At 45.0% G+C, this 25,219-nt stretch carries 28 protein-coding genes; 6 read left to right on the top strand and 22 right to left on the bottom strand.

The window, feature by feature from the left end; all coding sequences use genetic code 11:
- Positions 1-72: 72 nt before the first annotated feature.
- The 5 genes from ACTSEZ_RS17485 to ACTSEZ_RS17465 all read right to left on the bottom strand — a co-directional run bounded on the left by ACTSEZ_RS17485 (position 73) and on the right by ACTSEZ_RS17465 (position 3,067).
- On the bottom strand, positions 73-837 hold the full coding sequence (locus tag ACTSEZ_RS17485; protein ID WP_369735613.1) for a tyrosine-protein phosphatase: 765 nt from the start codon (positions 835-837) through the stop codon (positions 73-75).
- A gap of 128 nt (positions 838-965) precedes the next feature.
- Positions 966-1,664, bottom strand: coding sequence for a CpsD/CapB family tyrosine-protein kinase (locus tag ACTSEZ_RS17480; protein WP_369735612.1), 699 nt, complete (start codon positions 1,662-1,664; stop codon positions 966-968).
- A complete protein-coding gene (locus ACTSEZ_RS17475; RefSeq protein WP_369735611.1) occupies positions 1,654-2,403 on the bottom strand; it encodes a YveK family protein in 750 nt (249 codons plus the stop codon). Before ACTSEZ_RS17475 ends, ACTSEZ_RS17480 begins: the two co-directional genes overlap by 11 nt.
- Positions 2,404-2,635: 232 nt before the next feature.
- Positions 2,636-2,767, bottom strand: a complete 132-nt coding sequence (locus ACTSEZ_RS17470) for a hypothetical protein (protein ID WP_267881656.1) — start codon at positions 2,765-2,767, stop codon at positions 2,636-2,638.
- Between the two features lie 156 nt (positions 2,768-2,923).
- The gene (locus ACTSEZ_RS17465) at positions 2,924-3,067 is read right to left on the bottom strand and encodes a YwzD family small protein (RefSeq protein ID WP_087946346.1); all 144 of its coding nucleotides are present in this window, start codon (positions 3,065-3,067) and stop codon (positions 2,924-2,926) included.
- 392 nt (positions 3,068-3,459) lie between these two features.
- Between ACTSEZ_RS17465 and ACTSEZ_RS17460 the strand changes: the two genes are divergently transcribed.
- The gene (locus ACTSEZ_RS17460) at positions 3,460-5,070 is read left to right on the top strand and encodes an SWIM zinc finger family protein (protein ID WP_369735610.1); all 1,611 of its coding nucleotides are present in this window, start codon (positions 3,460-3,462) and stop codon (positions 5,068-5,070) included.
- The gene (locus ACTSEZ_RS17455) at positions 5,060-7,816 is read left to right on the top strand and encodes a DEAD/DEAH box helicase (RefSeq protein WP_369735609.1); all 2,757 of its coding nucleotides are present in this window, start codon (positions 5,060-5,062) and stop codon (positions 7,814-7,816) included. The genes ACTSEZ_RS17460 and ACTSEZ_RS17455 overlap by 11 nt, the downstream gene beginning before the upstream one ends.
- Before the next feature lie 674 nt (positions 7,817-8,490).
- Here the strand turns inward: ACTSEZ_RS17455 and ssb are convergent.
- On the bottom strand, positions 8,491-8,868 hold the full coding sequence (gene ssb / locus ACTSEZ_RS17450; protein WP_369735608.1) for a single-stranded DNA-binding protein: 378 nt from the start codon (positions 8,866-8,868) through the stop codon (positions 8,491-8,493).
- 157 nt (positions 8,869-9,025) lie between these two features.
- Entirely contained in the window at positions 9,026-9,424 is a 399-nt protein-coding gene (locus tag ACTSEZ_RS17445) for a hypothetical protein (RefSeq protein WP_369735607.1), read from the bottom strand.
- Between the two features lie 401 nt (positions 9,425-9,825).
- Between ACTSEZ_RS17445 and ACTSEZ_RS17440 the strand changes: the two genes are divergently transcribed.
- Positions 9,826-10,281, top strand: coding sequence for a YwpF family protein (locus ACTSEZ_RS17440; protein WP_369735606.1), 456 nt, complete (start codon positions 9,826-9,828; stop codon positions 10,279-10,281).
- A gap of 18 nt (positions 10,282-10,299) precedes the next feature.
- On the opposite strand, the gene ACTSEZ_RS17435 is transcribed toward ACTSEZ_RS17440, so the two are convergent.
- The 8 genes from ACTSEZ_RS17435 to spoIIID all read right to left on the bottom strand — a co-directional run bounded on the left by ACTSEZ_RS17435 (position 10,300) and on the right by spoIIID (position 16,268).
- On the bottom strand, positions 10,300-10,575 hold the full coding sequence (locus ACTSEZ_RS17435) for a hypothetical protein (protein WP_369735605.1): 276 nt from the start codon (positions 10,573-10,575) through the stop codon (positions 10,300-10,302).
- A gap of 59 nt (positions 10,576-10,634) precedes the next feature.
- Positions 10,635-11,597: a nuclease-related domain-containing protein gene (locus ACTSEZ_RS17430; RefSeq protein WP_369735604.1), complete on the bottom strand. Its 963-nt coding sequence runs from the start codon at positions 11,595-11,597 to the stop codon at positions 10,635-10,637.
- Between the two features lie 683 nt (positions 11,598-12,280).
- Positions 12,281-12,715 (bottom strand): 3-hydroxyacyl-ACP dehydratase FabZ, encoded by a 435-nt coding sequence (gene fabZ / locus ACTSEZ_RS17425; RefSeq protein ID WP_369735603.1) that lies wholly within the window; start codon positions 12,713-12,715, stop codon positions 12,281-12,283.
- Positions 12,716-12,782: 67 nt separating this feature from the next.
- The gene (locus ACTSEZ_RS17420; RefSeq protein WP_369735601.1) at positions 12,783-13,046 is read right to left on the bottom strand and encodes a DNA-directed RNA polymerase subunit beta; all 264 of its coding nucleotides are present in this window, start codon (positions 13,044-13,046) and stop codon (positions 12,783-12,785) included.
- Between the two features lie 12 nt (positions 13,047-13,058).
- Positions 13,059-13,850: a flagellar hook-basal body protein gene (locus tag ACTSEZ_RS17415; RefSeq protein ID WP_369735600.1), complete on the bottom strand. Its 792-nt coding sequence runs from the start codon at positions 13,848-13,850 to the stop codon at positions 13,059-13,061.
- Between the two features lie 10 nt (positions 13,851-13,860).
- Positions 13,861-14,649, bottom strand: coding sequence for a flagellar hook-basal body protein (locus tag ACTSEZ_RS17410; protein ID WP_369735599.1), 789 nt, complete (start codon positions 14,647-14,649; stop codon positions 13,861-13,863).
- A 192-nt stretch (positions 14,650-14,841) separates the two neighbouring features.
- A complete protein-coding gene (locus ACTSEZ_RS17405) occupies positions 14,842-15,843 on the bottom strand; it encodes a rod shape-determining protein (protein WP_369735720.1) in 1,002 nt (333 codons plus the stop codon).
- A gap of 149 nt (positions 15,844-15,992) precedes the next feature.
- Positions 15,993-16,268 carry a sporulation transcriptional regulator SpoIIID gene (gene spoIIID / locus ACTSEZ_RS17400; protein WP_029284957.1) on the bottom strand — a complete coding sequence of 92 codons (276 nt, stop codon included), beginning with the start codon at positions 16,266-16,268 and terminating at the stop codon, positions 15,993-15,995.
- Between the two features lie 150 nt (positions 16,269-16,418).
- On the opposite strand from spoIIID, the gene ACTSEZ_RS17395 reads away from it, so the two are divergent.
- Positions 16,419-16,754, top strand: coding sequence for a hypothetical protein (locus tag ACTSEZ_RS17395; RefSeq protein ID WP_369735598.1), 336 nt, complete (start codon positions 16,419-16,421; stop codon positions 16,752-16,754).
- Between the two features lie 22 nt (positions 16,755-16,776).
- On the opposite strand, the gene spoIIQ is transcribed toward ACTSEZ_RS17395, so the two are convergent.
- Positions 16,777-17,715: a stage II sporulation protein SpoIIQ gene (spoIIQ, locus tag ACTSEZ_RS17390; protein ID WP_345741239.1), complete on the bottom strand. Its 939-nt coding sequence runs from the start codon at positions 17,713-17,715 to the stop codon at positions 16,777-16,779.
- Between the two features lie 175 nt (positions 17,716-17,890).
- Here spoIIQ and ACTSEZ_RS17385 point away from each other — a divergent pair, with 175 nt between their 5' ends.
- Both ACTSEZ_RS17385 and ACTSEZ_RS17380 read left to right on the top strand, forming a co-directional pair.
- Positions 17,891-18,319: a VanZ family protein gene (locus ACTSEZ_RS17385; protein WP_369735597.1), complete on the top strand. Its 429-nt coding sequence runs from the start codon at positions 17,891-17,893 to the stop codon at positions 18,317-18,319.
- Positions 18,320-18,325: 6 nt separating this feature from the next.
- Positions 18,326-18,823, top strand: coding sequence for a GNAT family N-acetyltransferase (locus ACTSEZ_RS17380; protein ID WP_369735596.1), 498 nt, complete (start codon positions 18,326-18,328; stop codon positions 18,821-18,823).
- Between the two features lie 257 nt (positions 18,824-19,080).
- Here the strand turns inward: ACTSEZ_RS17380 and ACTSEZ_RS17375 are convergent, their stop codons facing one another.
- From ACTSEZ_RS17375 to ACTSEZ_RS17350, 6 genes are all read right to left on the bottom strand, one after another.
- Positions 19,081-19,779, bottom strand: a complete 699-nt coding sequence (locus ACTSEZ_RS17375) for a hypothetical protein (protein ID WP_369735595.1) — start codon at positions 19,777-19,779, stop codon at positions 19,081-19,083.
- A 667-nt stretch (positions 19,780-20,446) separates the two neighbouring features.
- A complete protein-coding gene (gene spoIID / locus ACTSEZ_RS17370; RefSeq protein ID WP_369735594.1) occupies positions 20,447-21,469 on the bottom strand; it encodes a stage II sporulation protein D in 1,023 nt (340 codons plus the stop codon).
- Between the two features lie 106 nt (positions 21,470-21,575).
- Positions 21,576-22,010: a VanZ family protein gene (locus tag ACTSEZ_RS17365; RefSeq protein WP_369735592.1), complete on the bottom strand. Its 435-nt coding sequence runs from the start codon at positions 22,008-22,010 to the stop codon at positions 21,576-21,578.
- 166 nt (positions 22,011-22,176) lie between these two features.
- Positions 22,177-23,481 (bottom strand): UDP-N-acetylglucosamine 1-carboxyvinyltransferase, encoded by a 1,305-nt coding sequence (gene murA / locus ACTSEZ_RS17360; protein ID WP_320154835.1) that lies wholly within the window; start codon positions 23,479-23,481, stop codon positions 22,177-22,179.
- A 32-nt stretch (positions 23,482-23,513) separates the two neighbouring features.
- Positions 23,514-24,254 (bottom strand): YwmB family TATA-box binding protein, encoded by a 741-nt coding sequence (locus ACTSEZ_RS17355; RefSeq protein WP_369735590.1) that lies wholly within the window; start codon positions 24,252-24,254, stop codon positions 23,514-23,516.
- A 242-nt stretch (positions 24,255-24,496) separates the two neighbouring features.
- On the bottom strand, positions 24,497-24,727 hold the full coding sequence (locus ACTSEZ_RS17350) for a DUF1146 family protein (protein ID WP_029284972.1): 231 nt from the start codon (positions 24,725-24,727) through the stop codon (positions 24,497-24,499).
- Positions 24,728-25,219 lie beyond the last annotated feature (492 nt).

Here is a 25,219-nt window from a genome sequence, read left to right as displayed (position 1 = left end):
AAGACTTCTCTCACCGAAAATGCAGCCGAGTGCCTCCTTTGATATGGAAGGAGGAAACATCACAAGTCCTTATTAAAAAATTCCTAAAAACTTCTTTTTCTTTATTTTCATTGGATCCATTCTGTATGCTGTTAAGTTTTGTACAAGGAGTTCAGCATTTTCTTTAAAGAGGTACTCAGCTTGCGATCCGAATTCTCTATTAAGAACACTGTATCCATCAGATAATCTGAATGGACGATTCTTTAAGCTGTGAACATCCGATGCCAGAAAATGAGTCAATTGTGCCTCTACAAGCTGCAGAGTGAATTTCTTTATGTTCTTTCCAAAATGCCCTGTGATGCTCGATGATGTAATCTGAGTAAGCGCTCCTTTACTGACAAGCTTGTATAAGAGATCATGGTTTTCAATAAATTCTGCGTTTCGTTCTGGATGAACGATAATGGGGGTGAGCCCTTTAAGCTGTATGTCAAACAGCATTTGTTCGGTGTATCTAGGTACGTGACCTGATGGAAGCTCGATAAAAACATAGCTGGTGTGGTTGAGCGGCAGAATGACGTCAGTTTCTAATTCATTCATCAAGTCTCCATGAATTCGTGTTTCCTGCCCAGGTAATATGGTTAGAGGAATGGTTTCACTTCGAAGTAGTGTGTTTAGTGTTTCTACGCTTTCTAAAATACTTTGCTTGCCGTTTATGTATTTGCCGTTTTGATGATGGGGTGTGGCAATGATAGTTGTAATGCCTTCTTCGACTGCAGCCTTAGCAATTTTAATGGCTTCTTCCATAGTTGCCGCTCCATCGTCTACCCCAGGTAAAATATGTGAATGAATATCAATCATAAGAACCACCGCCCATAGGATAAAAATAGGCATTAGGATTAATAATGCCTATTAAATTCTGTAAATATTTCTAGAGATTTAACACATCACAAACCAGTTCAAAAGAATTATATTTTGTCGATATTCCTTTATTTTGTTGCGTAATAGTAATACTGACTATCCTGTTGCTTTTTGTTATTTAAAACAGTACCTAGAATTTTTGCTTTGGCTTGTAATAGGGCATCCTTTGCTTTTTTCGCTCCCTCAAAGTCTGTTTTGCCGCTGCTGACAACCAACACAGCACCATCAACTAAGTTCGCTAGAATCTGAGCATCTGTAACAACAAGTACCGGAGGCGTATCAAAGATGATCATGTCAAAGTCTCTTTTTGCATCCTCAATCAGCTGCTTCATTCCTTTTGAGGCCAATAATTCAGATGGATTTGGAGGAATTGGTCCGCTCGATAATAGATATAAATTTTCTTGTTCTGTGTATTTTGCTGCTTGAGTAACACTAATTTGCTTTGTCAAGACGTTTGTCAAGCCGGAGTGATTGTCCATTTTAAAAGTATGGTGCGCTGTAGGTTTTCTCAAATCGGCATCTACAAGCAAAACTTTCTTCCCTTGTTGAGCAAACACAACAGCAACGTTTGCTGCCGTTGTTGATTTTCCATCCCCTGGTCCTGCTGACGTAACAATCATTGATGTAATATCTTCGTCAACCGTTGAAAATTGAATGTTTGTACGGATCGTTCGGTATTGCTCGGCAATCGGTGATTTTGGAGCTGTCATCGAAATTAAACTTCTGCTTTGCGTTTGAAACAACTGCTTGCGGTCCTTACGAGCCAAAACTCTCACCTCTCGTTCTAGAAACGTTCGTTTGCACATTCTTTTGATTTTTGATTTCCTGTTCCATGTCAATACGGGTAATCGCACCTAATACAGGAAGGCCAAGATGTTTTTCAATGTCATCTTCGGTTTTAATTGTGTTATCAAGGAATTCTAGGAGGAATGCTAGACCCACACCTGCCATAAGACCTATTACCATTGCTATTGCAATATTCATCAAAGGTTTTGGCTGAATTGGAGAAGGGTCTGTTCCTAAATCGGCTTTAGAAAGAATACTGACATTGTTAACACTCATAATTTGAGCTATATCTTTTTGAAAGACAGCTGCAATTGTGTTGGCAATTTCTGCTGCTTGCTTTGGATTTTCATCTTGAACAGATATATTTACTACTTGTGAGTTTTGCTCACTTTCTACTGTTACATTGCTGTTGAGTTCACTTGTACTCATGTTGAGGTCTAATTGCTGAATAACTTTATCCAAAATAGCTGGACTTTTAATAATGACATTGTAAGTGTTAATTAACTGCAGGTTGGTTTGTACTTCATTATATTGAAAAGCCTGCTGATCACTTTTAGTCTGATTCACTAGAATTTGAGTAGAAGACTGGTAGATAGGAGTAAGAACAAAAAAGCTGATAAGTCCACTTGTGGCTGCGGCAATGGCCGTGATAATAATAATGAGTGAAAGACGTTTCCTTAAAGTTCGAAACAGCTCTTTCAAGCTGATAGTTTCTTCCATGTTGACCTCCGTTTTTTGGTATGTATTAGAAAAAAGCACAAGAACCATTATAATAAAAGACCTACATATACGCTACAAATTTTTACATTGCATGTGATTAATTTCTTATATTTTGTAAAAACTTGTAGTTTGTTGAACAATAATGACAATTATAACAAGGTTTTGTAAATAGTGTATTAATTTTTTTAAAATGCAAAAAGGAGACCCGCAAAAACGCGAATCTCCTGACGAATTATAGGCCATTTATTAAAACGGTTACAAGCGCTGTGATTGCAATTGTTAAAACAGGAATGGTTACAGTAACGACGCGCTTTTTCAGCTCTCTCTTCCGTTCCATTTCCTCTGGTGTAATCCATTGACTCATTATTTAAAATCCCCCTCGAATCTTGTCGACAAATGTCTAAATGTTTATGTCTTAATTATCGGTGAGGTTTAGGAATAGTTTAATAGATCTTTGGTAGGATGTAGACGAAAAAAGTCCGCACACTTTTGATTGCGGACTCTTTTCGGTGTTCATTTATTATGAGGCATATACTTTTCTGAATTGTAGGATCAGCTCATCGAGCAGTTCTTTGGTGGTAATTTCATTTGAATGTTCGCCTTTTTGGTAGGCGCTCATTAAAATTTGCAGAAGTTCTTCTTGCTTTAGATTGTTTTCTTTCATTCTACAAATTTCCTTTCTTGTATTTTACAAAAATATACAACAAGCAGATTATACTGCGTTTTGTGTCGGCTGGCAACTATTTATACCATTCGTGTCGAACTATTGTTTATGTCCCCGAATTTTCTTTCCGCTAAACCTAATTTGTTTATGTCGCTGACATTTTCTGATTTATTCTTTTTGAGTTATAATGTAGAGATGACTAGAAAAGCGGAATCGTCCGTTTAGCTCCGACAGACAGATAAGGAATCACACTAAAAGTCCGGTTTTGACTTTTTGGGGGATTCTGTTCTGGCCGAGGAGTTGGACGATGGAGCTGGACACCAGAAAACAGTGCCGCCTCAAATCGGTAATCTATATATAATTTATAACTTAACAAAAAGGAGCGGTACGCCATGCTTCAGCACGAACTGGATAAAGAACTGATTCTGCAGGCAGGTGAGCAGCTGCAGGATATGCTGTCGCCGAATTCGGAGGATGATCGGCAGCTGATGAAAAAGGGTTTGATGCTGTACCGGCAGGGCAGTGTTTATAATGTGAAGATTGACGGGCACACGGTGAAGGCGAATGTGCAGGATGTGACGCCTGTGCGGGTGGTGCTTGAGCTTGATTTTTTCACGATGAGTTCGTGCACGTGCCCAGCTGCTTTTCCATGCCGTCATGCTGCGGCTGCCTTTCTTTATTTATATGCAAGTACGGAAGCAGTCGGAACGTATATGGACGCCTGGAATGCCAAGGCCCAGAGGGCGATTCTGGCCCAATTGAAGCCAGCGAGCAAGCTGGTTCCTTCTGTGAGCTGGAAGGAGGATTCGCTTGAGAGCTGGCTAGCCTATTTTGAGTTTGAATACGAGCGCTGGGCGGAAAACCGCCCGCGCACCGTGCAGCAGCTCCAGAGCCTGTACAATCATTACTATCCAGCACTTAAGAAGAAGGTTCCGAAAGATGCGGATCTCAGGCGCTTTTATTTGATTCACGCGAATCTTGCTGTGCTGTTCCAAATGCTTCGTCTGCTTAATGAGACGAAGCCCGGGGAGCATTTGTTGCATAATGTGTATCATTCTTATCTCGAAGAGTGCATCGATACGATTACCTATGAACTTCGTGAGATGCGGAAGTTTGCTCTGCCGTTTTCGATTGACGGTCTGCTGAAGGATAGTATAGAAGTTTTCCGGAGACTGCTAGATGTGAGCGACTATATGCAATATGAACGACTGAGTGTATATCGCTCGCTTTGGACGGCTCTTTTGAATCAGAAGAAGTGGGTAACCGAAGAGGCGGAGTGGCTGCAAGATAAGCAAAGCTCGGAGATGAAGCCTGAGTACGGGCTTGCCCTTTTGCATATGGAGTATCTGCTTGGAAATGACGATGTCCTGTTTGAGAAGATGGCGATGTTTTCGGATGCGGGCTTTGTCGTTTTGTATGATTGGGTGGAAGATATTATTTCCCGGAAAAACTGGAAACGTGCCGGAAAATGGTTTTCTCATATGCATGGAAAGATCGATGCGTATATCAACAGCGAGCTTCCATATGAAGAAAAGCGCAGAGCGATACGGTATTATCTTGATCTGCTCGGGGACTATTCAATGCAGTCAAAGGATGAGCGTCTGTATGAAAATGCGTGCCGCGCATCCCTGCCTTTCAGCTACGCGGAGTATCATCATTTCCTGGTTAACCGGAAGCAGTTTAAGACGTGGGCGGAGCTGCAGCTGCTTCTTGGATTTGAGCTGTATGAGATTGACCGAGATCTGCTGAAAGTTGTCGAGAAGGAAAGTCCGGAATCGCTGCTGACGGTGTATCACCATGCGATACGCCATGAGATTGCCCAGAAAACGCGGAGCAATTATAAATTTGCTGTGCGGTATTTGAAAAAAGCGCGCACGTTATATAAGAAGCTGAAGAAAGAAAGTCAATTTGAAATCTATCTTGGGAAGCTTGCGCATGAGCATCGGCGCCTGCGGGCTTTTCAGGAGGAGCTGAAGAGAGGAAAGTTGATTCATGCTGAATGATTTGAAGATCTCCGTTCACACCGAACAAATCGAGAATTTTCACTTTTACATCTGGTGCACGACAAAAGATGAGAAAGTGCTCGGCACCAATCATATGAGGCGCTATCTTTTCGCCTGGCATGAATCGTCTTTCTACGGATCGATGCTTGAGGACGTGAGTTATATCGGGGTCCCTTCTGTGCTCCTGTCGCCGTGGATGATGGTCGAGCTGATTGGAAAAGACACGACGAACTCGCTAGCAGATGTTGAATACAGCGGAGATGCCGTATCGCTGATCGATGCAGCGGAAGCGATATACGACTGTATCGTATCGGGTGAATTTATGCCGGATTATGAGCGCTGGAAAAGCGGTGCGTTCGGATGGCGCGATACGGCCGGCGAGCTTGAAGGGTTTACGGCTGACTGGCTGTCTGCTGCTGTGAATGATTTGATTGAGCAAAACCCCGATCTTGGCGTAGCGTGGGGCGATATAGTGAATGCTTACGGAGCTGCCGAGACGTTTGAAGGTCATTTTCTGGATGAACGCGACTGGCTTGAGAAAATCGGCTACCTTGTTGATGATGCACCGTTTACGATTGGCCTGCGCTTGAATGAGCCGGATTATGACGGGGATGACTGGAAGCTTGAGCTGTTTTTGCGTGACCGGAAAAATCCGGATTCGTTTCACCTTTTCCAGGGGCTGAAGGATCTTCCCGCTCCGTGGCGCAGCTATATGGACCGGATTGAACGGGAGCAGCAGCGCTTTGAGGAGATTGTGCCGTGGCTGTCGTTTAAGAACGGAAACACGCATATATCCGAGGATGAGGCGTGGCTCTTCCTGACGAGCGCGAGTGAGACGTTTGTAAATACAGGAGTTGAGATCCTCTTGCCATCGTGGTGGCAGGTTGTTCGCGACTCCAAGGTGATGCTGAAGGCGAAGATGTCTTCCTCCCCTCGCGGCCAGTCCTTTGTCGGCATGAGCTCGCTGATTGACTTTAACTGGCGGTTTTCGACCAACGGTGTTGAGCTGAGCGAAGATGAGTTCATGCAGATGGTGAATGCGAACCGCCGTCTTGTGAATTTTAAAGGACAGTGGATCAAGCTTGACCCTGCTTTTATCAAGCACGTGCAGTCGATTTTAAAAAAGGCGGAAAAAGAGGGCCTGCATTTTTCCGATATCCTGCAGCAGGAGCTTGCGGATACACGTGATGATGAAGATGAGGTTATGGATGCGCGCGCGTTTGCGAATATCCATATTGAGCTGAACAAGCAGATGAAGTCCATGCTGCGCCAGCTGACGCAGACGACGGATATTCCGAAGCATGATGTGCCTGCTACCTTCATTGGCGAGCTGCGCCCGTATCAGCAGCAAGGCGTTGACTGGCTGCTGTTTCTCCGGAAGTTCAAGTTTGGCGGATGTCTGGCGGATGATATGGGTCTCGGTAAGACGATTCAGATGATCGCTTATTTCGCCTATGTTCTTGAGCATGAAAACATGCCGGCGCCTTTTTTGATCATTGCCCCTACCTCTGTTCTCGGCAACTGGCAAAAGGAAATCGAGAAGTTTGGGCCGGATATGAAGGTACATCTCCACTATGGTCCGAACCGGGCTAAAGGTGAGAATTTCGCGGCTTCGATTGCCGGTGCCGATATTGTGCTGACGTCGTACGGCCTGTCTCACGCGGATCATGAGGAAATTGCAACTGTTCCCTGGAGCACGATTTGCCTGGATGAGGCGCAGAATATCAAGAATGCCCATACGAAGCAGTCGCGGGCGATCCGCAAACTGAAGGGCCATCACCATATCGCCCTGACTGGGACGCCGATGGAAAATCGCCTGACGGAATTGTGGTCGATTTTTGATTTTATCAATACCGGGTTCCTGGGCAGCCTGCACAGCTTTCATAAAAAGTTTGTGCTCCCGATTGAGAAGGACCGCGATCCGAAGATCATCGGCAACCTGCAGCAGCTGATCAAACCGTTCCTGCTCCGCCGCACGAAGCGCGATGAGCAGGTGGCGCTGAATCTGCCTGAGAAGCAGGAGCAAAAAGAGTACATCCCGCTCACTGTTGAGCAGGCCTCTCTCTATGAGCAGCTTGTGAAGGATACGTTCGCCCAGGTCTCGCAGCTTGCAGGGATGCAGCGGAAGGCGCTGATCCTGAAGATGCTTGGGAAGCTGAAGCAGATTTGTAACCATCCGGCGCTTTATTTGAAAGAAGAGCGTGCCGCGTCTGTGACGACGCGTTCTCATAAAATCGAGAAGCTGCTGGAGCTCGTCGGCGCGATCCGCGAGCAGGATGAGAGTCTGCTGATTTTCACCCAGTATATCGGCATGGGTGAAATGATTCAGTCCCTGCTTGAGCGCGAGTTTGGTGAAAAGGTGCTGTTTTTGAACGGCAGTGTGCCTAAGGCTGCGCGCGATAAAATGGTCGAACAGTTCCAGAACCGGGAGTATACGATTCTGATTCTGTCCCTAAAGGCCGGCGGAACCGGACTGAATCTGACAGCCGCCAATCACGTCGTCCACTACGACCGCTGGTGGAATCCCGCTGTCGAGAACCAGGCAACCGACCGCGCGTACCGTATTGGACAGAGCCGCTTCGTGCACGTGCACAAGCTGATCACAACCGGCACCATCGAAGAGAAAATCGACGTTATGCTGGACAAAAAACAGTCCCTGAATGATGAAATCATCCAGAGCGAAAGCTGGATCACCGAGCTCTCAACAGACGAACTCGAAGAGCTCTTCACCCTATCCATCAGCTAGGAGGCGCGCGACATGGCCAAGAAGAAAGAACAGGAAAAGCCGAAAGAAAAAGACACCATGAGTCCCGAATGGCGAAAGCTTTATGAGCTGATTGGGAAGAAGGTTGGGAAATAGAATGGTTTGTGAAGCTAGTTCCTGTTGGGGAGCTGGCTTTTTGTTTGCAGCTTGGTGGTCGTTACTTGCCTGGATTGGCGGTTTACTTGCGGGAGTACCTCTTTTACTAGAAAAGATGTCTTCTTAAATTGCAAGGTTGGCGGGGTTACTTGAATTTTTCCAGTTTCCTCCTGGTTAGGCGTAGGAGCTGGGGTATGTAGACCGGACGGAGACTCCGTTTCTTGCCGTTTACTTGCTGGGATACCTCTTTTACTAGAAAAGAGCTCTTTTTTACTTGCAAGGTTGGCAAGGTTACTTGAATTTTCCCTGCTGCCTCCTAGTTCGGTGTAGGTGCTAGGGTATGTAGACCGGACGGAGACTCCGTTTCTTGCCGGAATCTGCAGTTTACTTGCAAAAATACCTCTTTTACTAGAAAAGAACTCTTCTTTACTTGCCTGGTTCGCAATGGCTGCTGTAAAAGAAATCAAAAACGACCAGCCAGATCAATCCGGCCGGCCAAAGTGTGTGGGTAAACGGGGCGTTCATTGATTCTCTGTCTGTGAGGGAGGTGCAGCCTGTTGTTACTGCGGCTGGGTTTGCTGCAGCGGCTGCGGTTTTTCGGTTACGGCGAGTTCACGGGTTTGTCCGCCCATGAAGCGGACGGAATCGGCTACGACTTCGGTGACGTAGACGCGCTTGCCTTCTGAGTTTTCGTAGTTGCGGGTTTGGATGCGGCCGGAGACGCCGACGATGGAGCCTTTGCGGCAGTAGTTTGCCGTGTTTTCTGCGGTTTTTCTCCAGAGGGTGCAGTTGACGAAGTCTGCTTCCATGACACCTGATGCGTTCTTAAAGGTGCGGTTGACTGCAAGTGTGATGTTAGCGACGGGGGCACCGTCTGCTGTGTAGCGCATATCCGGATCTTTCGTTAAGCGTCCGACGAGCACGACTGAGTTGATCACGTGGTTCCTCCTTTCCTTAGCTTGCATGACCATTGTAACGGGTTTTAGAGCCAAGGAAAAATCGTGAAAATCAAATTTTGCCGGGTGATAATGAAGTTTTTAATTTAGGAAAATATTGTTTTGAATTGATTTTGAGCATCATATTCTGGGCTTTTTTCTATTTTTTATGAAGCTGAAAAAGATAGGATTGTTGATCACTGCCTGAAAATGTGATGCTATGAAGAATGGTTTGAAAGGCCTTTGATGTCATGAGCTGCTCTTCTATGGCTGTCTGTTCATAGCGGTTAGTTTCATGTGTCCACATGAACGAGTGAATGGAAAGCTGATTTTTGAGCAAATCGAACAGTATACGGATGAATTGCTGCTTTTCCCGTATTTCGTAGAGGATCTCGACGGAGGATTCCCGGTTGACCTGAAAATGGTGGTGCTTTACTTTTCCTCCGATGACCTCTCCCAATCTGAGAGTCATGGGTACGTTATTGAGCCTCTCCCGCACAATTCCACCTGATGCCTGAAGGTCTTTTACTGAAATGGTTTTAAGTTTGAAGGTTTCCACTGATCATCCTCTTTTCTTAAATGTTTACTTTTCCAAAATAACAAATAGAGAAGAGTTTGAAAAACGCTAATAATGGGTATATTTTCTCATTTATTGTAAAAATGTGTAATTAATCTCATTTATACTCTGTTATCCGCTTTTAGAATGGATTTTCCTCCCTTTTTCTGTATGTGGTGCCGGATCAGATCTTATACGTTAGGAGTAAAGTGCATGATACACGGAAAGAAAGATGCTAGGGCAGGCCTCAGGAGTTGCAGAACGCCATTAGCACACAATTCTGGAGATACAAAAGATAATTGAATAATTCGGCTCATCCCTTCCTTTGGTGTCCCGCTCCTTTCGTATGGTATAATGTAACAATAACCATATGAGAACGATAAACTGGACCAAGGAGGGTGTTTATGAAAACGTTTAGACTCGTGGGACTGACAATTGAACTTGAGGGAGAGAACGGTGTACGCTTTGACGAAATCTCCCTATCGGACGGACTGATCATCAACAAAGAAGACGGCGAGAATCACTGGATGATCGAAGCGCTTCTGCCGAAAGACCAGAATGAATACTTCGAATCTCTGTCGAAGCAGAATGCCGAACTGCGCCTCTATGTCACCATATCCAAAAAAACGAACAAGCCTGCTGAAATTATGGCAAACATCAAATCCATTATGGTCCTTGAAGAGCATATATCTGTACTATTTGAAGGCCGCATGCTCGCCCGGAAATCCAAAAGCGAGCCCGAAAAAGTCCTCGGTGATCTGCTCACCAAAGGCCTTCATGGCGACGATCTCGTCCACGCCTTCAGACAAAAACTCAATGAACAGCGCGAAATCCACACCAAAAAGTCCCCTCAACCGTGAAGGGACTTTTTGTTTTGCCTATTTCATGTCGTGCTTCATATCTTCTTCCATATGCTTCTCATCTTTTTTCATCTCATCTTCCATCTTGCCTTCGTCTTCCTGCATATCCTCTTCCATATCCTGTTCCATGTCGTCTTCCGTCTCTTCCTCAGCCGGAGGTGTCTCGTCGTTCGGCACTTCCTCCTCCATGTTGTTATCCTCCGGAGGCGCCGGATCCTGATCATCCTGACATCCCGCTGCAAGCATCATCGCAAGCAGGGATCCTGCTGCTATTAGGTACCATTTCTTTTTCATGTTGGGTTGCTCCTTTCGTGGTGGTTGTTCGGGGTTAGGGTGTGTTAGTTTTGGGGATTTTATGTGGGTGCAGGCAGAAGATAGGCTCTGTTTCGGTAGGTGCCTGTGTGAGGGAGATTGAGGTCAGCCAAAAGCTTGGAGGCCGAGAAGGTGGAGGATACTTGGAGAAACTCTCTGACTTGTCTGTTTGTAATCGTTGTACCAAATAAGAGAACATAATCGTCTAACGTATTAAGATGTGCTGTTTTCGTACGGCAACCGCATTTTCTGCATGACCAAATGCCGCTTATCTTTCGCATCGGAAGGGCGCTGCAGGAAGGACAGTGTACGCCTGTTAGAAGCTCATCTCTTCGGATTTGAAACATTGCTAGTAAATCGGGATTGTCGGGAACATGAAGATTTTTCAGCTTTTTTGAGAGCTTGACTAGTTCTTTTGGGGCTATGAGCGGTTCCCTGTGACGTGTTCTAAGGGAGGTAATCTTCTCTTCAAGAGCGGCAGCGTGAATGACCGTCTTGACGACTATATCGGAGTAGGCGGGGATAGATTTGATGATGGTTGCAGGGTTGCTGATAACAACAAAAGAGTGAACCGGAATCCTGTATAGATTCGCCCAGCTTTCCAAATAATGCGCTTGCCGTTTCACCTGAACAATCGGACACGAAAACGCCTCTTCCTTCCCGTTCAAGGTACGTATCAGCTGCCCGAACGGCTGATCAAAGCATAGTGTGCCGCTCATGTTCTTTACTTCCAGGATGACGAAGAATGCAGGTGTGAGAATCTGTATATCCATTTGGTAAAATGAACTGTTCTGCTGCATTCTTATATCATACAATACAAGAAATTCCTTGCTCAGCAACGGGGTCAAGTGATAGCCCACTGACTGCTCTCCGCGGTAGCCTGCCATCCTTCTGGCATATTCGTCCTCCACCCTGCGTCTTTCTCTGTGATGACTGGGCAGCCTTCTCAATAATGCCTCAAGCTTTCTAAGCCTTATTGACGGCTGCAATTCTTTTACAATCAACTAATCACTCCTTCGTTGAGTATTCACTTGTAGCAGTTCTCTGTTATGTTTGATAATCCTGTCTTCATGTGAAACTTATTTGGTCGGTTTCTGGACTATACTTTGCCTTTTGCTTGATACTCAATGTTTGTTACTTGCCTGAATGCTTCTTTTTCTTGAAGAAGCCGACCCTGTACTTGCTGCAAACAGCTGTTTACTTAAAATTTTCCAGACGCCTCCTAACTTACAGTGTTCAAACTACGTATATGATCCCTGCTCGAAGACGCTTTTGGGCATTCCAATCTCTAAACAAGAAGCGCGGGCAACACTTTGGTCTTTACTTGCCACTTAGCTCGGAATACTTGCCTAAATACCTCTTTTTCTTGAAAAATCTTACCCTTTACTTGCTGCAAACAGCTGTTTACTTGAAATTTTCCAGACGCCTCCTAACTTACAGTGTGCAAACTACGTATATGATCCCTGCTCGAAGACGCTTTTGGGCATTCCAGTCTTTGAAATTAGTCCGTGGGGTAACACTTCGTCCTTTACTTGCTACTCGACGCGAATTACTTGCCAAAATGCCTCTTTTTCTTGAAAAAGCCGACCCTTTCTTGCCGAAATCCACTGTTTACTTGAAATATCCCCGCTGCCTCCTAATTTAGACGAACAAAAAACGACCCCTCCCAGGATCGTCCTTCAAACCGTTATTCTTTTTTCTCACCCAATGCAAACATTAATTCAGTTTCACAAACAACCTCACCGTTCACAGTAGCGACGCCTTTTCCTTTGCCGAGGGAGCCGCGGAGGCGGATGATTTCGACTTCGAGGCGGAGCTGGTCGCCAGGGGTTACTTGCTTTTTGAAGCGGCAGTTGTCGATGCCTGCGAAGAAGGCGAGGCGGCCGCGGTTTTCTTCTTTGATGAGCATGGCGACGGCGCCGACCTGGGCCAGTGCTTCCACGATCAGGACGCCCGGCATGACAGGGTATTCCGGGAAGTGTCCGTTAAAGAATTCTTCATTCGCTGTTACGTTTTTGAGTCCGATGGCGCGCTTGCCCTCTTCAACTTCGATGACTTTGTCCACGAGCAGGAACGGGTAGCGGTGCGGGATAATTTCTTTGATTTGATTGATGTCGAGCATTTTTAGGACCTCCTCCTAGTACAACCTAATAGTTCTATTATACACAAAAAGGAGGGGTTCGCCCTCCTTATTTTTCGGATTCTTTTTCGACCAGGTCGATGACGTGCTGCCACGTCTGTTTGTCGAAGATATCTGTTGGTTTTCCGTCGCCGAGTACACCGTATCCAATCATCGCGCCGCTGGTGACGGCAATGGCCATGAAAAGAAGCAAAAGAATGATGCGCAGCCAGATGGGAATCAGCCTGATTCTGATTTTCGGACTTTTTTCGCTCTTCTCTTCGCTGTTCTTTTTCTGTTTCACATGTTCACGAGACTGTTCGTTTGCACTCACTGTAAAAACCCCTTATCTGACGCTATTGATTAACCCGAGCATTTGATCGCCCATGGTGATTGATTTTGAGTTCAGTTGATAAGACCGCTGCGCAATCATGAGGTCGGTCATTTCTTTTGAAAGATCGACGTTGGACATTTCGAGGGCACCCTGTTTGATGCCGACTTGTTCAGGCTCTAAAAAGGCAACTGTTCCATTTGGAGCGATCTCTTTTAAAGCGTACCGATTTCCGCCCTGTTTTTCAAGCATTGTTTGCTGGGTAATTCCTACAATTCCAAGCTGAACCGTTTCACCGGATGGATTTGCCGTCAATCTTCCGCCAGCCGATACGGTACTGTTTTTAAAAGAAGCATCCAGAAAAATCGGATTCTGATTCTCATCTAAAACAGCGTGCCCCTCAGACGTGACAAGCTGAAGGCGCCCGTCCTGAGCAGGATTCAAATACATTGCGCCATCCCGTGTATATTGAATTTCCCCGCCTGCTTCCACCTGCAGAAATTGTCCAGGCTTAGTCAGTGCGAAATCAAGTTCGCGGCCGGTTGTCTTAATGCCTCCTTGTGAAAAGGCGGTCTGAGCAGTCAGCACCGCACCCGATCCTGATCGCACGCCAAGAGGAGTCGATCTGCCGGCAAGGCTGTCATCCGGGCCGCCGTTGTCCATTTGCTGCTGAAGCAAATCAGAAAAGCCGGTCTGCGTCCGTTTATAGCCCTGAGTGTCGATGTTGGCCATATTGTTTCCAATCAGGTCAAGCTGCTGCTGCAGCTGACCAAGTGTGTTCGATGCGGTAATCATAGATCGCAGCATACTTCTCCTCCTATCTGACTCTGCCAATCTCGTTGACGGCTTTGTCCATGCTTCTGTCGTAGGCCTGCAGCACCTTCTGGTTCGCTTCAAAGGCGCGGTAGGCGGTCATCATCTCCGTGTAGGACCTTGATACATCCACATTGGATCCTTCAAGGAAACCCTGTTTCAACTGAAAGGCAACGTCCGGGTTGCCGGCAGCCGCATCAAGCTCAGTGCCATCCTCTGTCCGGTACAGACCGTTCCCTTCTTTCACCAGACCTGCTGTATTGTTTGAAAAGAAGATGCCGATTTGCGACCCCGCCTCACCATTTACTCTGACCGTGCCGTCCGGCAATATCTCAAACTCGTCAGATGCAAGCGTAATCGGCTGTCCGTCCGTTGAGAGAACCGGATTGCCTGCAAGGGAGAGCTGTCCGTTCTCATTTCTCGTAAACTGCCCGTTTCGCGTGTAGCGGACCTCGCCGTCCGGAAGCTGCACGCCGAACATCAGCGTGCCGTTTTCAGGCACAGCCGTTTCAAGCAAAGCTATATCTGTATTTATGCCCGTTTCGCGCAGGTCTCCCTGAGCGAACTGGGGAATCATTTCCTGAAGATAGACACCTGTGTTGATCGAGCCGACTTCCTGAGGCAGTTTGTTGTCCTGCACTCTTTTCAGAAGCATTTCAGGAAACGCTTTGAGCGCAGCCTGATCTGTTTTATAGCCCGGGGTATTGGCGTTTGCAATATTATTGGAGAGCATTTCCGTTCTCCGCTGCTGGGCGAGCATTCCCGCCGATGCAGTATAAAAGCCTCTTAGCATCGTTCCACCTCTTAAGAGTATTTAGGCAATTTTCTCTATTTTTCATTATAGCGGAGTTCAAGACTCCGCACAGTATAAATTTGTAAATATTATAAAGTTAAGCTTCTACACTCTTAAAATCGGCTGGGAGGGCGAAAGGTTTAGGAGAAGAAGAAAAAAACACCAGCCAGTATGACTGATGTTTCTCATAGATTATACGATTTTGCGTCTAGTCAGACGGTCGACGTTATCAAGCATGATGCCTGTTCCGACTGCCACGCAGTCCATTGGATTTTCAGCGATCAGGACAGGAACCTTCAGTTCTTCTGCCATCAGCTGATCAAGGCCGTTCAGAAGGGCTCCGCCGCCTGTCAGGATGACGCCGCGGTCGATAATGTCCGCAGAAAGCTCCGGCGGAGTGCGCTCAAGGACGCTTTTCGCTGTCTGAATAATGAGAGCGACTGATTCGCGCAGTGCGCCTTCAACCTCTTCAGAGTTGACTGTAATGGTTCTTGGCAGACCTGACACCATGTCACGTCCGCGAATAGCGATTTCCTCGTTGCGTGCGCCTGGGAATACTGTCGCGACTTGCGTTTTGATATCCTCAGCCGTACGTTCACCAATTAAGAGCTTGTACTCTTTTTTGATGTAGTTCAAAATTTCCATGTCGAACTTGTCCCCAGCCATCTTAATAGAAGAGGCGGTGACAATATCGCCCATTGAAAGAACTGCGACATCCGTCGTTCCACCGCCAATATCTACAACCATATTTCCGCTAGGCTGAAAAATGTCCATACCGGCGCCGATTGCGGCAACCTTTGGCTCTTCTTCAAGAAATACGTCTTTTCCGCCGCTTTTTTCAGCAGCTTCCTTGATGGCTTTCTGTTCAACAGAGGTAATGTTCGTCGGACAGCAAATAAGCATCCGGGGTTTCGTAAATAAACCCTTTACATTTAATTTGTTGATGAAGTGCTTGAGCATCGCTTCTGTTACTTCAAAATCCGCGATGACCCCGTCTTTCAATGGACGGATCGCAACAATATTCCCAGGAGTACGTCCAACCATTCTTCTGGCTTCCTCGCCAACAGCAAGAACCTTGCCAGTATTCTTATCCAGTGCAACTACAGACGGCTCGTTCAGAACGATGCCTTTTCCTTTTACATGAATTAGTACATTTGCAGTACCAAGGTCAATTCCAATATCCCTTGCAAACATTCTTTCCATATCCTCCTTGCAATCTGATCCCAGCATTTCCTACTTTGTGCCCTAATTTCATATTGTATCACAATTTACTAAAAAAAGGTTGAAATTGTAAAAGGTTTTGTAGGGATTTGTCGAAATTGCAAGAAAGACAGGCAGAATTCTTATTTCACAGGCTCTTCTTGTAAAATATCCTCTTTCCGGTATTTCAGCTTCGTCGCTTCCCCGCCCCTCAAATGGCGGATGGATTTATGATAATCAAGAATTTCTTTTACTTCATTCGCAAGCTCTGGATTGATTTCAGGCAGCCTTTCGGTTAAATCCTTATGGACAGTACTTTTAGAAACGCCAAATTCCTTCGCAATCACGCGAACAGTTTTCTTCGTCTCCACGATATACTTTCCAATCTTGATAGTACGTTCTTTGATGTAATCGTGCACACCACTCGACCTCCCTAAAATGGATGTGAGAAGTGTGAAATGAGACTCGCACCAAGACGCAGCTGCGCCTATGTATATAACTTACGATCCCTCACCTCAGACACTCTCTTTGTTAGGTTTGTAACATTTTATTAGCTTGGTTGAAGATATATGCTAAAAAGTCAAGAGGGACAAGGGATTTGTGCGAATTTTTTTATAATTTGTGTTTTGGGGCACTTTGAAAGTGTATTTTTATGTTTTGGCGGAGTGGGTATTTTCTTAAAAATTTGTCGAGGGTTTGAGTATGAAGGATGCGGGTTGTTATTTAGGAGACTGCTGGTTGGGGCAAGTAACGGATCTGTTTTTTCAAGTAAAAGAGGTATTCCGGCAAGTATTCCGCGCATTGTGGCAAGTAACAGATCATCTTTTTCTAGTAAAAGAGGTATTCCTGCAACTAACCGGCCAAATATCCAAAAACAAAAAAATAGTCTATCCCTAAGCGGATAGACAATCTATAGAGTGATGCTTATTATGCGTTTTTTGTGCTGATTGAAGCTTCAGACTGCTCGTCAGAGTTGCCTTTTTCTTTGCCCTCTTTACCAGCGTCTTCTTTTTCTTTGCCTTCTTCAGAACCTTTTTCATCTTCGGTTCCTTTTTCAGCATCTTCAGTGCCTTTTTCTTCTTCAGCACCTTTTTCTTCTTCAGCGCCCTTTTCTTCCTCAGCGCCTTTTTCTGCGTCTTCAGTACCTTCTTCTTCTTTAGCAGGTGCTTCTTTTTCAGCATTGATTTCGTTCAATGCTGAAACTGGCTTATCCATGTAGTCAACGGGATTTACTGCTGTACCGTCTTTGCGGATTTCAAAGTGAACGTGTACGCCATCTTCTTCGTGGATCAGGCTTTTTCCAGCTTGTCCGAGGATTTCGTTTTGCTCAACTTCGTCACCGGCTGCGACAGTCATGCTTGATAATGATTGGTAAACTGTAGTTACGCCGTCTTTGTGCTCGATTTCAATGACATTTCCGAGTAATGGGTCTTTTTCAGCTTTAGTAACTGTACCGCTTAGAGCAGCTGCGACTTCGAATTCCTTGCCGTCTTCTCTTGCCAGGTCAATTCCTTTGCTAGGCTCGTACGTATTATTATAGGAAACGAGTGCTGCTTCTTGCTCTTCTGCTGTTGCATCTGCTTCATAGAAGCTGCGGATGACAGATACTGAATCTGCATCGGCTACCGGCATTGCGAAGTTTTCTACTGCTGAGTTTACTTCACGTGTCGGCTCATCCTGATACGATGTTCCATAATCACTTGGATCGTTTGCTGAGTTACCATTGCCGATTGACTGATACCATAACACGGCTGTCAAAATCAATGCTGCACTGACTAAGTAGATTGCTGGGAATACCCAACGCTTTCTGAAAATTTGTTGCATTTTTGAGTTTTGAGAAGTACGTTTAGTTTCTTCCTCTCTCATTCTATCATCACCTCAGCAATCATTCTGAACAGAATTCTGAAAATATATACATCTGGGCCAAAAAAATTCAAAAAGTTATTTTTTGCTGAAGGTTATAAAATTATGTATGGATTCTAAAATTTTTCCGGCACACATGGTATACTATGTTCCATCAGCAAGCTAAAGGAGCACGTCAATGAAGAAGCCGATTTTCAAATGGGCGCTTACAATCGCCCCCATTCTCTATATGATCCTCATTTGGATACTCTCAAGCCTGCCGGCGGATGCCATTATTAAGACGCCGTTTTCGTTTGACCGCTTAATGAAGGAATCGCTTCACTTGATTGAATTCGGGATTCTCTACTGGCTCATCGCGCTGGCGTTTGCCGCAAACGGACGCTGGACCACGAAGGCTAGTGTCTTTGCAGCCGTGATTTCGATTCTTTACGGGGCTACAGATGAAATTCATCAGTACTTTGTTCCGTACCGTTCCGCTACAGTAATTGATCTGGTGAAGGATGCCATCGGTGTACTTGTATCTTTCTATATAATGAAGGTGACTTATTTTGCAAACCGTCCTTCATTTATCACCTCTCTTTTTAAAAAGCTAAATGATTCGGAGTGATCATCTATGAGTTTTCCTATTCGAAAAGCTGTCCGCAGCGACTTGCCCGCCATCGTTGAGATCTACAACTCGACAATTGAAAGCAGAGCGGTGACAGCAGACCTGACTCCGGTTACGGTTGCCGACCGTGAAACCTGGTTCAACAACCATACGGATATGCGCCCGATATGGGTGATGACGGATGAAGACAAAGTGGTGGCCTGGCTCAGCTTTGAATCCTTCCACGGACGTGCCGCCTACCAATATACCGCTGAAGTCAGCATCTATATTGATCAAAACGTGCGCGGCAAAGGCATCGGCACAACGTTTTTGCAGGCTGCACTCGATGCATGCCCTGAACTCGGCATCAAAACCCTGCTAGGACTTGTATTCGGGCACAACGAAGCTAGCCTGCGCTTGTTCAAGCGCTTCGGCTTTGAACAGTGGGCGAATATGCCACGTGTTGCGGAGCTCGATGGAGTGGAGCGCGATTTAGTGATAGTAGGGAAACGAGTGATTCAATAGAGAAACGCGCCTGTGGAGAGGCGCGTTTTTGCTTATAAAAATAAAAAGCACGGCAATAAGCAGCGCTTTCCATCTATTCTGTAAATAATTGATCAATTGCACTTTGCGGAAGAGCTCTCTCTGCAAAGAACATAAAGTATTAATATAAAGTGTTTTGAGTGCAAATTTCAGAAACAACAGCATAATTAGTTTTACAATTAGCATACACATTAGATGGCATAAAAAAGCTGGAGAAATTTTCTCCAGCTTTATTTTATCTATTCTAATGTATATTCAACTGTCTGCTGACCAGTAATGTCCTCGTAAGTATCAGCGTTCATTGTGTTGCCGAATACCAGCTTCACTTTACCGATTTCTGCATCCTTGACGATAAATCCATCTTGGAAATCTTTCTTTACTTTACCGATGAAAACACTATCCATTTCAGAGTCATCAAAGAACATATCTTTTATCTGACCGTCAATCTGTTCACCTTTATCTGTAACAACGTTCATCAGGTCATACCAGTCAACGTTGCCTTCTGATGTATTTTCAGCTGTATATTGTACCTGAATGTATGAGAATCCGTTTTCTATATCAGTAGTATTCGATTGCGTTTGAAACACCAGATCTTCCACAAATGCAGGGTCCAAGTCAGTAAGCTTAATCACCTTAACATCTTTTACAGTTACTTTTAATGGTGCAATATCAATAGTCTCATTTACTTGCTTGATTTTCAGAAGTTCTGCTTTAGCAGCATCCGATTCAGCCTTTTGACCAACTTCCAAAAGCTCTGTATTGCCGCTTTCATCTTTCTTTGGCTCGGAAGGTTTTTCTTCCTTTAAAGGTTTTTGATCAGCAGGCTTCGCTTCCTCTGTCTTTTCGCTTGAACCTGATGATTGTTCTGTATCTCCGCAGCCAGCAAGCAACCCAACAACAAAAAGACCAGAAACAGCAACCTTACCTAATTTAAACAAAATAATTTCCCCCATGTATTATATTGGTTTTATAAACCATCCATCATTATATATGGTAAACATTTCTAAGTAAACATTTTTTTACTTGATCATGGAATGAGTTTCTTCTTGACTCTCGCACCTGATTTTACAAGCTTGAATAACTACATTTTCATGTTCTTCTGAAAAGGAATAATCAAGATCCGCAAGGTATCTGCTAAAGATTCGCCCTTTAGATACTGTTTCAAAACGTCATTATTGATAGGAATGCTCGACAAATTCCTTTTTCTCTCTTTCAGAATTTTATGGAAGCGCATCTTCAATTTTTTTCCGCTGTCATACTTTATAACGTTTTTTCCTTACCTGATTTTGGACAGAATGTATAAACTTAATATCACTTGAATTTATCTCCTTGATATCTTGCTCTTTCAAAGCTCTGTAAAGTGCACTCTTAAAGAATGTCCAAAATTTCTTCGAACAGGACATCTGAATGAAGGATACACACCGCCATATAGGAGTTAATTGAAAATTTTCTAATGAACACCCGTTTCCAGCAAGTAACGCAATTGCTTTTTCAAGTAAAAGAACCATTCCACCAAGTATTCCAATCTATGCGGCAAGTAACGCTCCATGTTCTGCCCAAAATACCTCCAAAAAAACCCGCAGGACCCATCCCGCGGGCAGAAACTCAATTTCTGGCTGTGTACTGGGCAATAAACGGTTCGGCACTGCCGACTTTGGCGCCCTGGTAGTAGTAGCTGACGATGTCTTTGTATTTTTTGCCGTCCTGGGCCATGAAGTTGGCGCCATATTGGCTCATGCCGACGCCGTGGCCGAAGCCTTTTGTGGTGATGACAACCTGGTCGCCTTTGAGCTGCCAGGCGAAGTCGCTTGAGCGGAGGCCGAGTTTTTCGCGGATTTCGCGGCCGCTGAGCTTTTTGCCGTTGAAGTCGACCTGGGCGACCCGTTTGCCGGACGTGCGCTCAATCACTTTGCCGACTTCTCCACCAGAACCGAGCTTCACGCCGAGCTTTTTCTCGAAGTCACGTACGTTGATGACGGTTTGGTCATGATATTTAGGGGATTTTTCATCCCACGGACTTTCTACACTTTTTAAGTAAGGCAGTGCTGCTGTCCAGTATTCATCCGAGTTTTCGGTGTAGCCGTTGCTTGTCGAGAAAAAGGAAGCATCGATCGGTTTATTGTCATAGGTCAGAATTTGCCCCTGAGTGGATGCTACCGCATTGTAGATCTTTGTCATTTTCCAGTTATAATCCTTGCCCCACTGTTTTTTCAGCTGGTCGTTGTTTTTGTAAACCTGATGGGAGGTTGTGTCGCTGACGACCGCTCCTTCAGGAACTTTCGGCAGCTTATCAAACATCATCTGCTTCACCACATACGTCCTCGCTGCAAGCGCCTGCGCCTTCAGCGCTTCTTCTTCAAAATCAGCCGGCATTTCTGAGGCGACTACGCCGATGACATATTCTTCGAGCGGGATGTTTTCAATTTTCTCCGAGCTGCTTCGGTACACTGGTACATCGATCATGGATTTTCCAAGCATAAGCTGTTCACCCTTTTTGGTTTGAAGGTCTTCTGATAGTTCTCCGCTTGATGGATCGTTCATAAAGGGGGCTACGAGGAGTGTTGGGATCATTAATATGATGAGAAATAATCCGGCGAGTACTAAAACGATTGGTTTCAAAGATTTCATCTGGGCCTCCATATCCGATATGTCGTTTACCGTCTCTGTTCAATTCTATGGAGGTGGACAACCGTTTATGACTCCAAACATTGGAAAGTTCACGCACTTCTATTATTCATTTCGGCACGCTGCGGCGATTTCCTTCGACAATCCCGGCGCTCTTTTTCATGATGAAAAGTACGAGTATGGCAGCAGCAGTTCCGGTGAGATCATAAAGCATATCGACGATTCTTCCGCTGCGGTTTGTGTACAGCTGAAGAAATTCGGATGAAACCGCAAGAAAGAGAGCCCAAAGGAGAGCCGTGCGCATACGATACAGAAACGTCATGATCAGTGTGAAAAAGAAGAAGTACAGCGCGTGTCCCGTTTTGGAAATTACATAAAATGTGCTTTGCCACTGGATATCAGCGGTCATCAGCAAATCTGAGAAATCAGGATCGCTCCTGAAGATAAATCCGATATAGTTCGCTGTCAGCAGAGACTGCAGGTCGCTCGTAAATGAAAACAATGAAAATGCGGTGATCAGGCAGCACGCAATGATAACTTTCATCTCTTTCCCTCCTCCGCATTTATCGTTGTCATTTACGGTGTTTTTTATAAGTATCTATGTATAAATCATAAGGAAAACACCCAAACTAATAAAGTCTTTCTTTTTAAGAAAAACAAAAGAAACCGGAGTAGATCTACCCCGGCTTCCTGAAAAAATACGTATAAATTTATGCGTTCATGTCACTGACAGCTTTTTCTGATTTCACAGTGCTTTCTTCCGTGATGCGTTCGATGTCTGCACCGATAGAAGCAAGTTTTCCGTGGAAGTCTACGTAGCCGCGGTCAACGTGCTTAAGCTCCGTTACACGCGTGTAGCCTTCAGATACTAAGCCTGCAAGAACAAGTGCTGCACCAGCGCGCAGGTCTGTTGCTGCAACTTCAGCGCCTTGCATGTTGGCTGGACCATTGATGATGACAGAACGGCCCTCAATTTTAATTTCTCCATTCATGCGGCGGAATTCTTCCACGTGCATGAAGCGGTTTTCAAAAACCGTCTCCGTAATCATAGAAGTGCCTTCCGCTTTCAGCAGTAATGCCATCATTTGTGATTGCATGTCTGTCGGGAAGCCTGGATGCGGCATCGTTTTGATGTCAATGGCTTTTAGTTTTTCAGGGCCAATGACACGAAGTCCGTCTTCCTCTTCAGTGATCTGGATGCCCATTTCTTCCATTTTTGCAATTAAAGATGCTAAATGTTCAGGCACGGCGCCGCGAACAAGCACATTTCCGCCAGTAATTGCTGCTGCTACCATAAATGTACCAGCTTCAATGCGGTCAGGAATGATGTGATGCTTAACGCCTGTCAGTTTTTCCACACCTTCAATGCGGATTGTTCCAGTTCCGGCTCCGCGCACTTTGCCGCCCATCGCGTTGATGTAGTTGGCAAGGTCAACGATTTCCGGTTCTTTTGCTACGTTCTCAAGGATGGTTGTTCCTTCCGCAAGAGCCGCAGCCATGATGATGTTTTCAGTTGCTCCAACACTTGGGAAATCAAGGTAGATTTTGGCGCCGCGAAGTCTTCCTTTGACTTCAGCGTCGATGAATCCGTTACCTACTTTAATTGTTGCTCCCATTGCTTCAAAGCCTTTTAAATGCTGGTCAATTGGACGTGATCCGATCGCACATCCGCCTGGCAGAGCCACGCGTGCACGGCCGTTTCTTGCTAGTAATGGCCCCATGACCAATACAGAAGCGCGCATTTTGCGCACATATTCAAAAGGAGCTTCCATATTTAGCTCATTTGATGCATCTACAAACACTTGGTTATTTTCAAAGTGAACTTCTGCACCAAGATGGCGCAGCACTTCATTGATTGTATACACATCGGAGAGCGTAGGCACATCACAGATTATGCTTTTTTGTTCACTGGCTAATAAAGATGCAGCGATTACTGGTAAAACGGCATTTTTAGCACCTTCTACTTTTACAGTACCGTTTAACTTACGACCGCCGCGGACGATGATTTTTTCCAAGGTCTTCCCCTCCGCGTCCCAATTTCTATATATTAATATTCAGACGTTATGATTGGGGTTCCTACTGTAACGCTAGTATTACCGCCCAATCCTGCGCTTCTGAGCGCAATTTGAATGTTCATGCTGCCTGAGTCTGCCGGAATCACATGATTCCAATCCTTCGTGAGTGCGGACACGGATATGAACGACTTCTCTTTAAGCTGTTCCACCGGCACCGCGTTAAATTGTTTAAGCAAAGCATCCACTTTAAGTTGCAAAACACTACTCATCTTATCATCAAGCTGTCCATTGACACAAGTGAAAATTGTAGGATTTTCATGGAAAATGTCGAAGCTTCTGGCCTGCGCATGCCCATAGATCTCCGCCCATTTTTTTCCGGAACCCTCTCCGCTCAGCTCATACAAGATATACGATTGCTGAAATCCATTTGTGTCGGTTGCTTGAATCTGGAGTTTTTCGGTAAATCCTGAATTCTTGTCGAAAAAAGTACCTGTCATCTTATGTAGTTTGCCGTCCGCACGGTCCTCAGACCACTTAAACTGACGAAATTGATTTTGGAAAAGTTTCACTGTATCTTCAAAAGAACGGGTTTCGTGTGAAACCATCTTCTTTGAATACATTGACCATTTTTTTACATCAATTCCCTGTGCTTCCATGCCCTCTACAATGGTTTCAAGCTCCGTTTCCTTCTTTGCTCCGAATGTCTGGTGTGCAGCGAATGCACCTGTAAAAAAAATAAGAAATACTATAATGGCTAAACTGACTTTTTTCATGATATCCCCACGTCCTCTCCCTAGTAACAGTGTTACCGTTTGAGAGTGCGGCATACGTGGAAAAAGTCGTCATTGTTAGACAAGCTCGTGCTGTTCACTTCCTAATCTGTAGGACATATTCCCCTGTTGTCAGTTGCCTAAACGTACGAAAACAAAGAAAAGATGATGTCAGCATGCTTGCCTGATCTATTGGCTAAGTGAATTGGCTGTGTCAGTGCTGAAATAAACCGGTAAAAAAGGCCCTAAAATAAAAAAGGCAGCTGGCGGGACCATATTAAATAATCAAGAAAAAAATTGCTGACAGCACCTGAGATGGCGATTGTAAGCAGAATCAGCAGCGCACGCGCTTGCATGACCTTTCCTTTTTTCATGGCTTTTTCAATATGAAGCGCCTGCAGCGCCCACCAGGTAACCGGAATAAACACGAGGTGAGACATAAGGCCAAGCAACGCCTGCTGATTAAAATCAAGCATAGGTTAAACAACTCCTATATGTAGCTATATTTCGAAAAGAAGGCTTTTGCTTATCTTCTTTTTTTGCACAGAACAAAAGCGCAAGCGCCTTGGTCAGATCCGATAGGCAGATAAGAATCCGGCGGAAAAGTCCGGTTTTGACTTTTTTGACGGATTTGTTCTGACAGAGGATCTAGGCGCTGGAGCTGGACGATGATAACTTTGTTATGTTACCCACAGCCTATTATTCTTTATAATTTCCTAAACAACAAAAAAGAAGAGGCTTTTACACCTCCTCTATTATATAAAATTCTGTGCGTGCAGTGATGTTTTTTTTGTGAAGATTCGTGGCAAATTTATGAAATGTTTGCGTCAGTGGTTCGAACTGTGACCGTTCCTTTCCGCTGCAGTCACTTGCTTTCCGCGGGGAGTGCCTGGAGCCTCCTGATATGAACGAAACTGTCAAGGTTCCTCCCGCACACCGTTTTTTGAACGTCTTTAATAAGAGAAGCG

The organism is Metabacillus mesotrionivorans, from assembly GCF_052171315.1.
GTDB lineage: Bacteria > Bacillota > Bacilli > Bacillales > Bacillaceae > Bacillus_P.
This window is presented reverse-complemented; position numbering and strand designations above follow the sequence as displayed.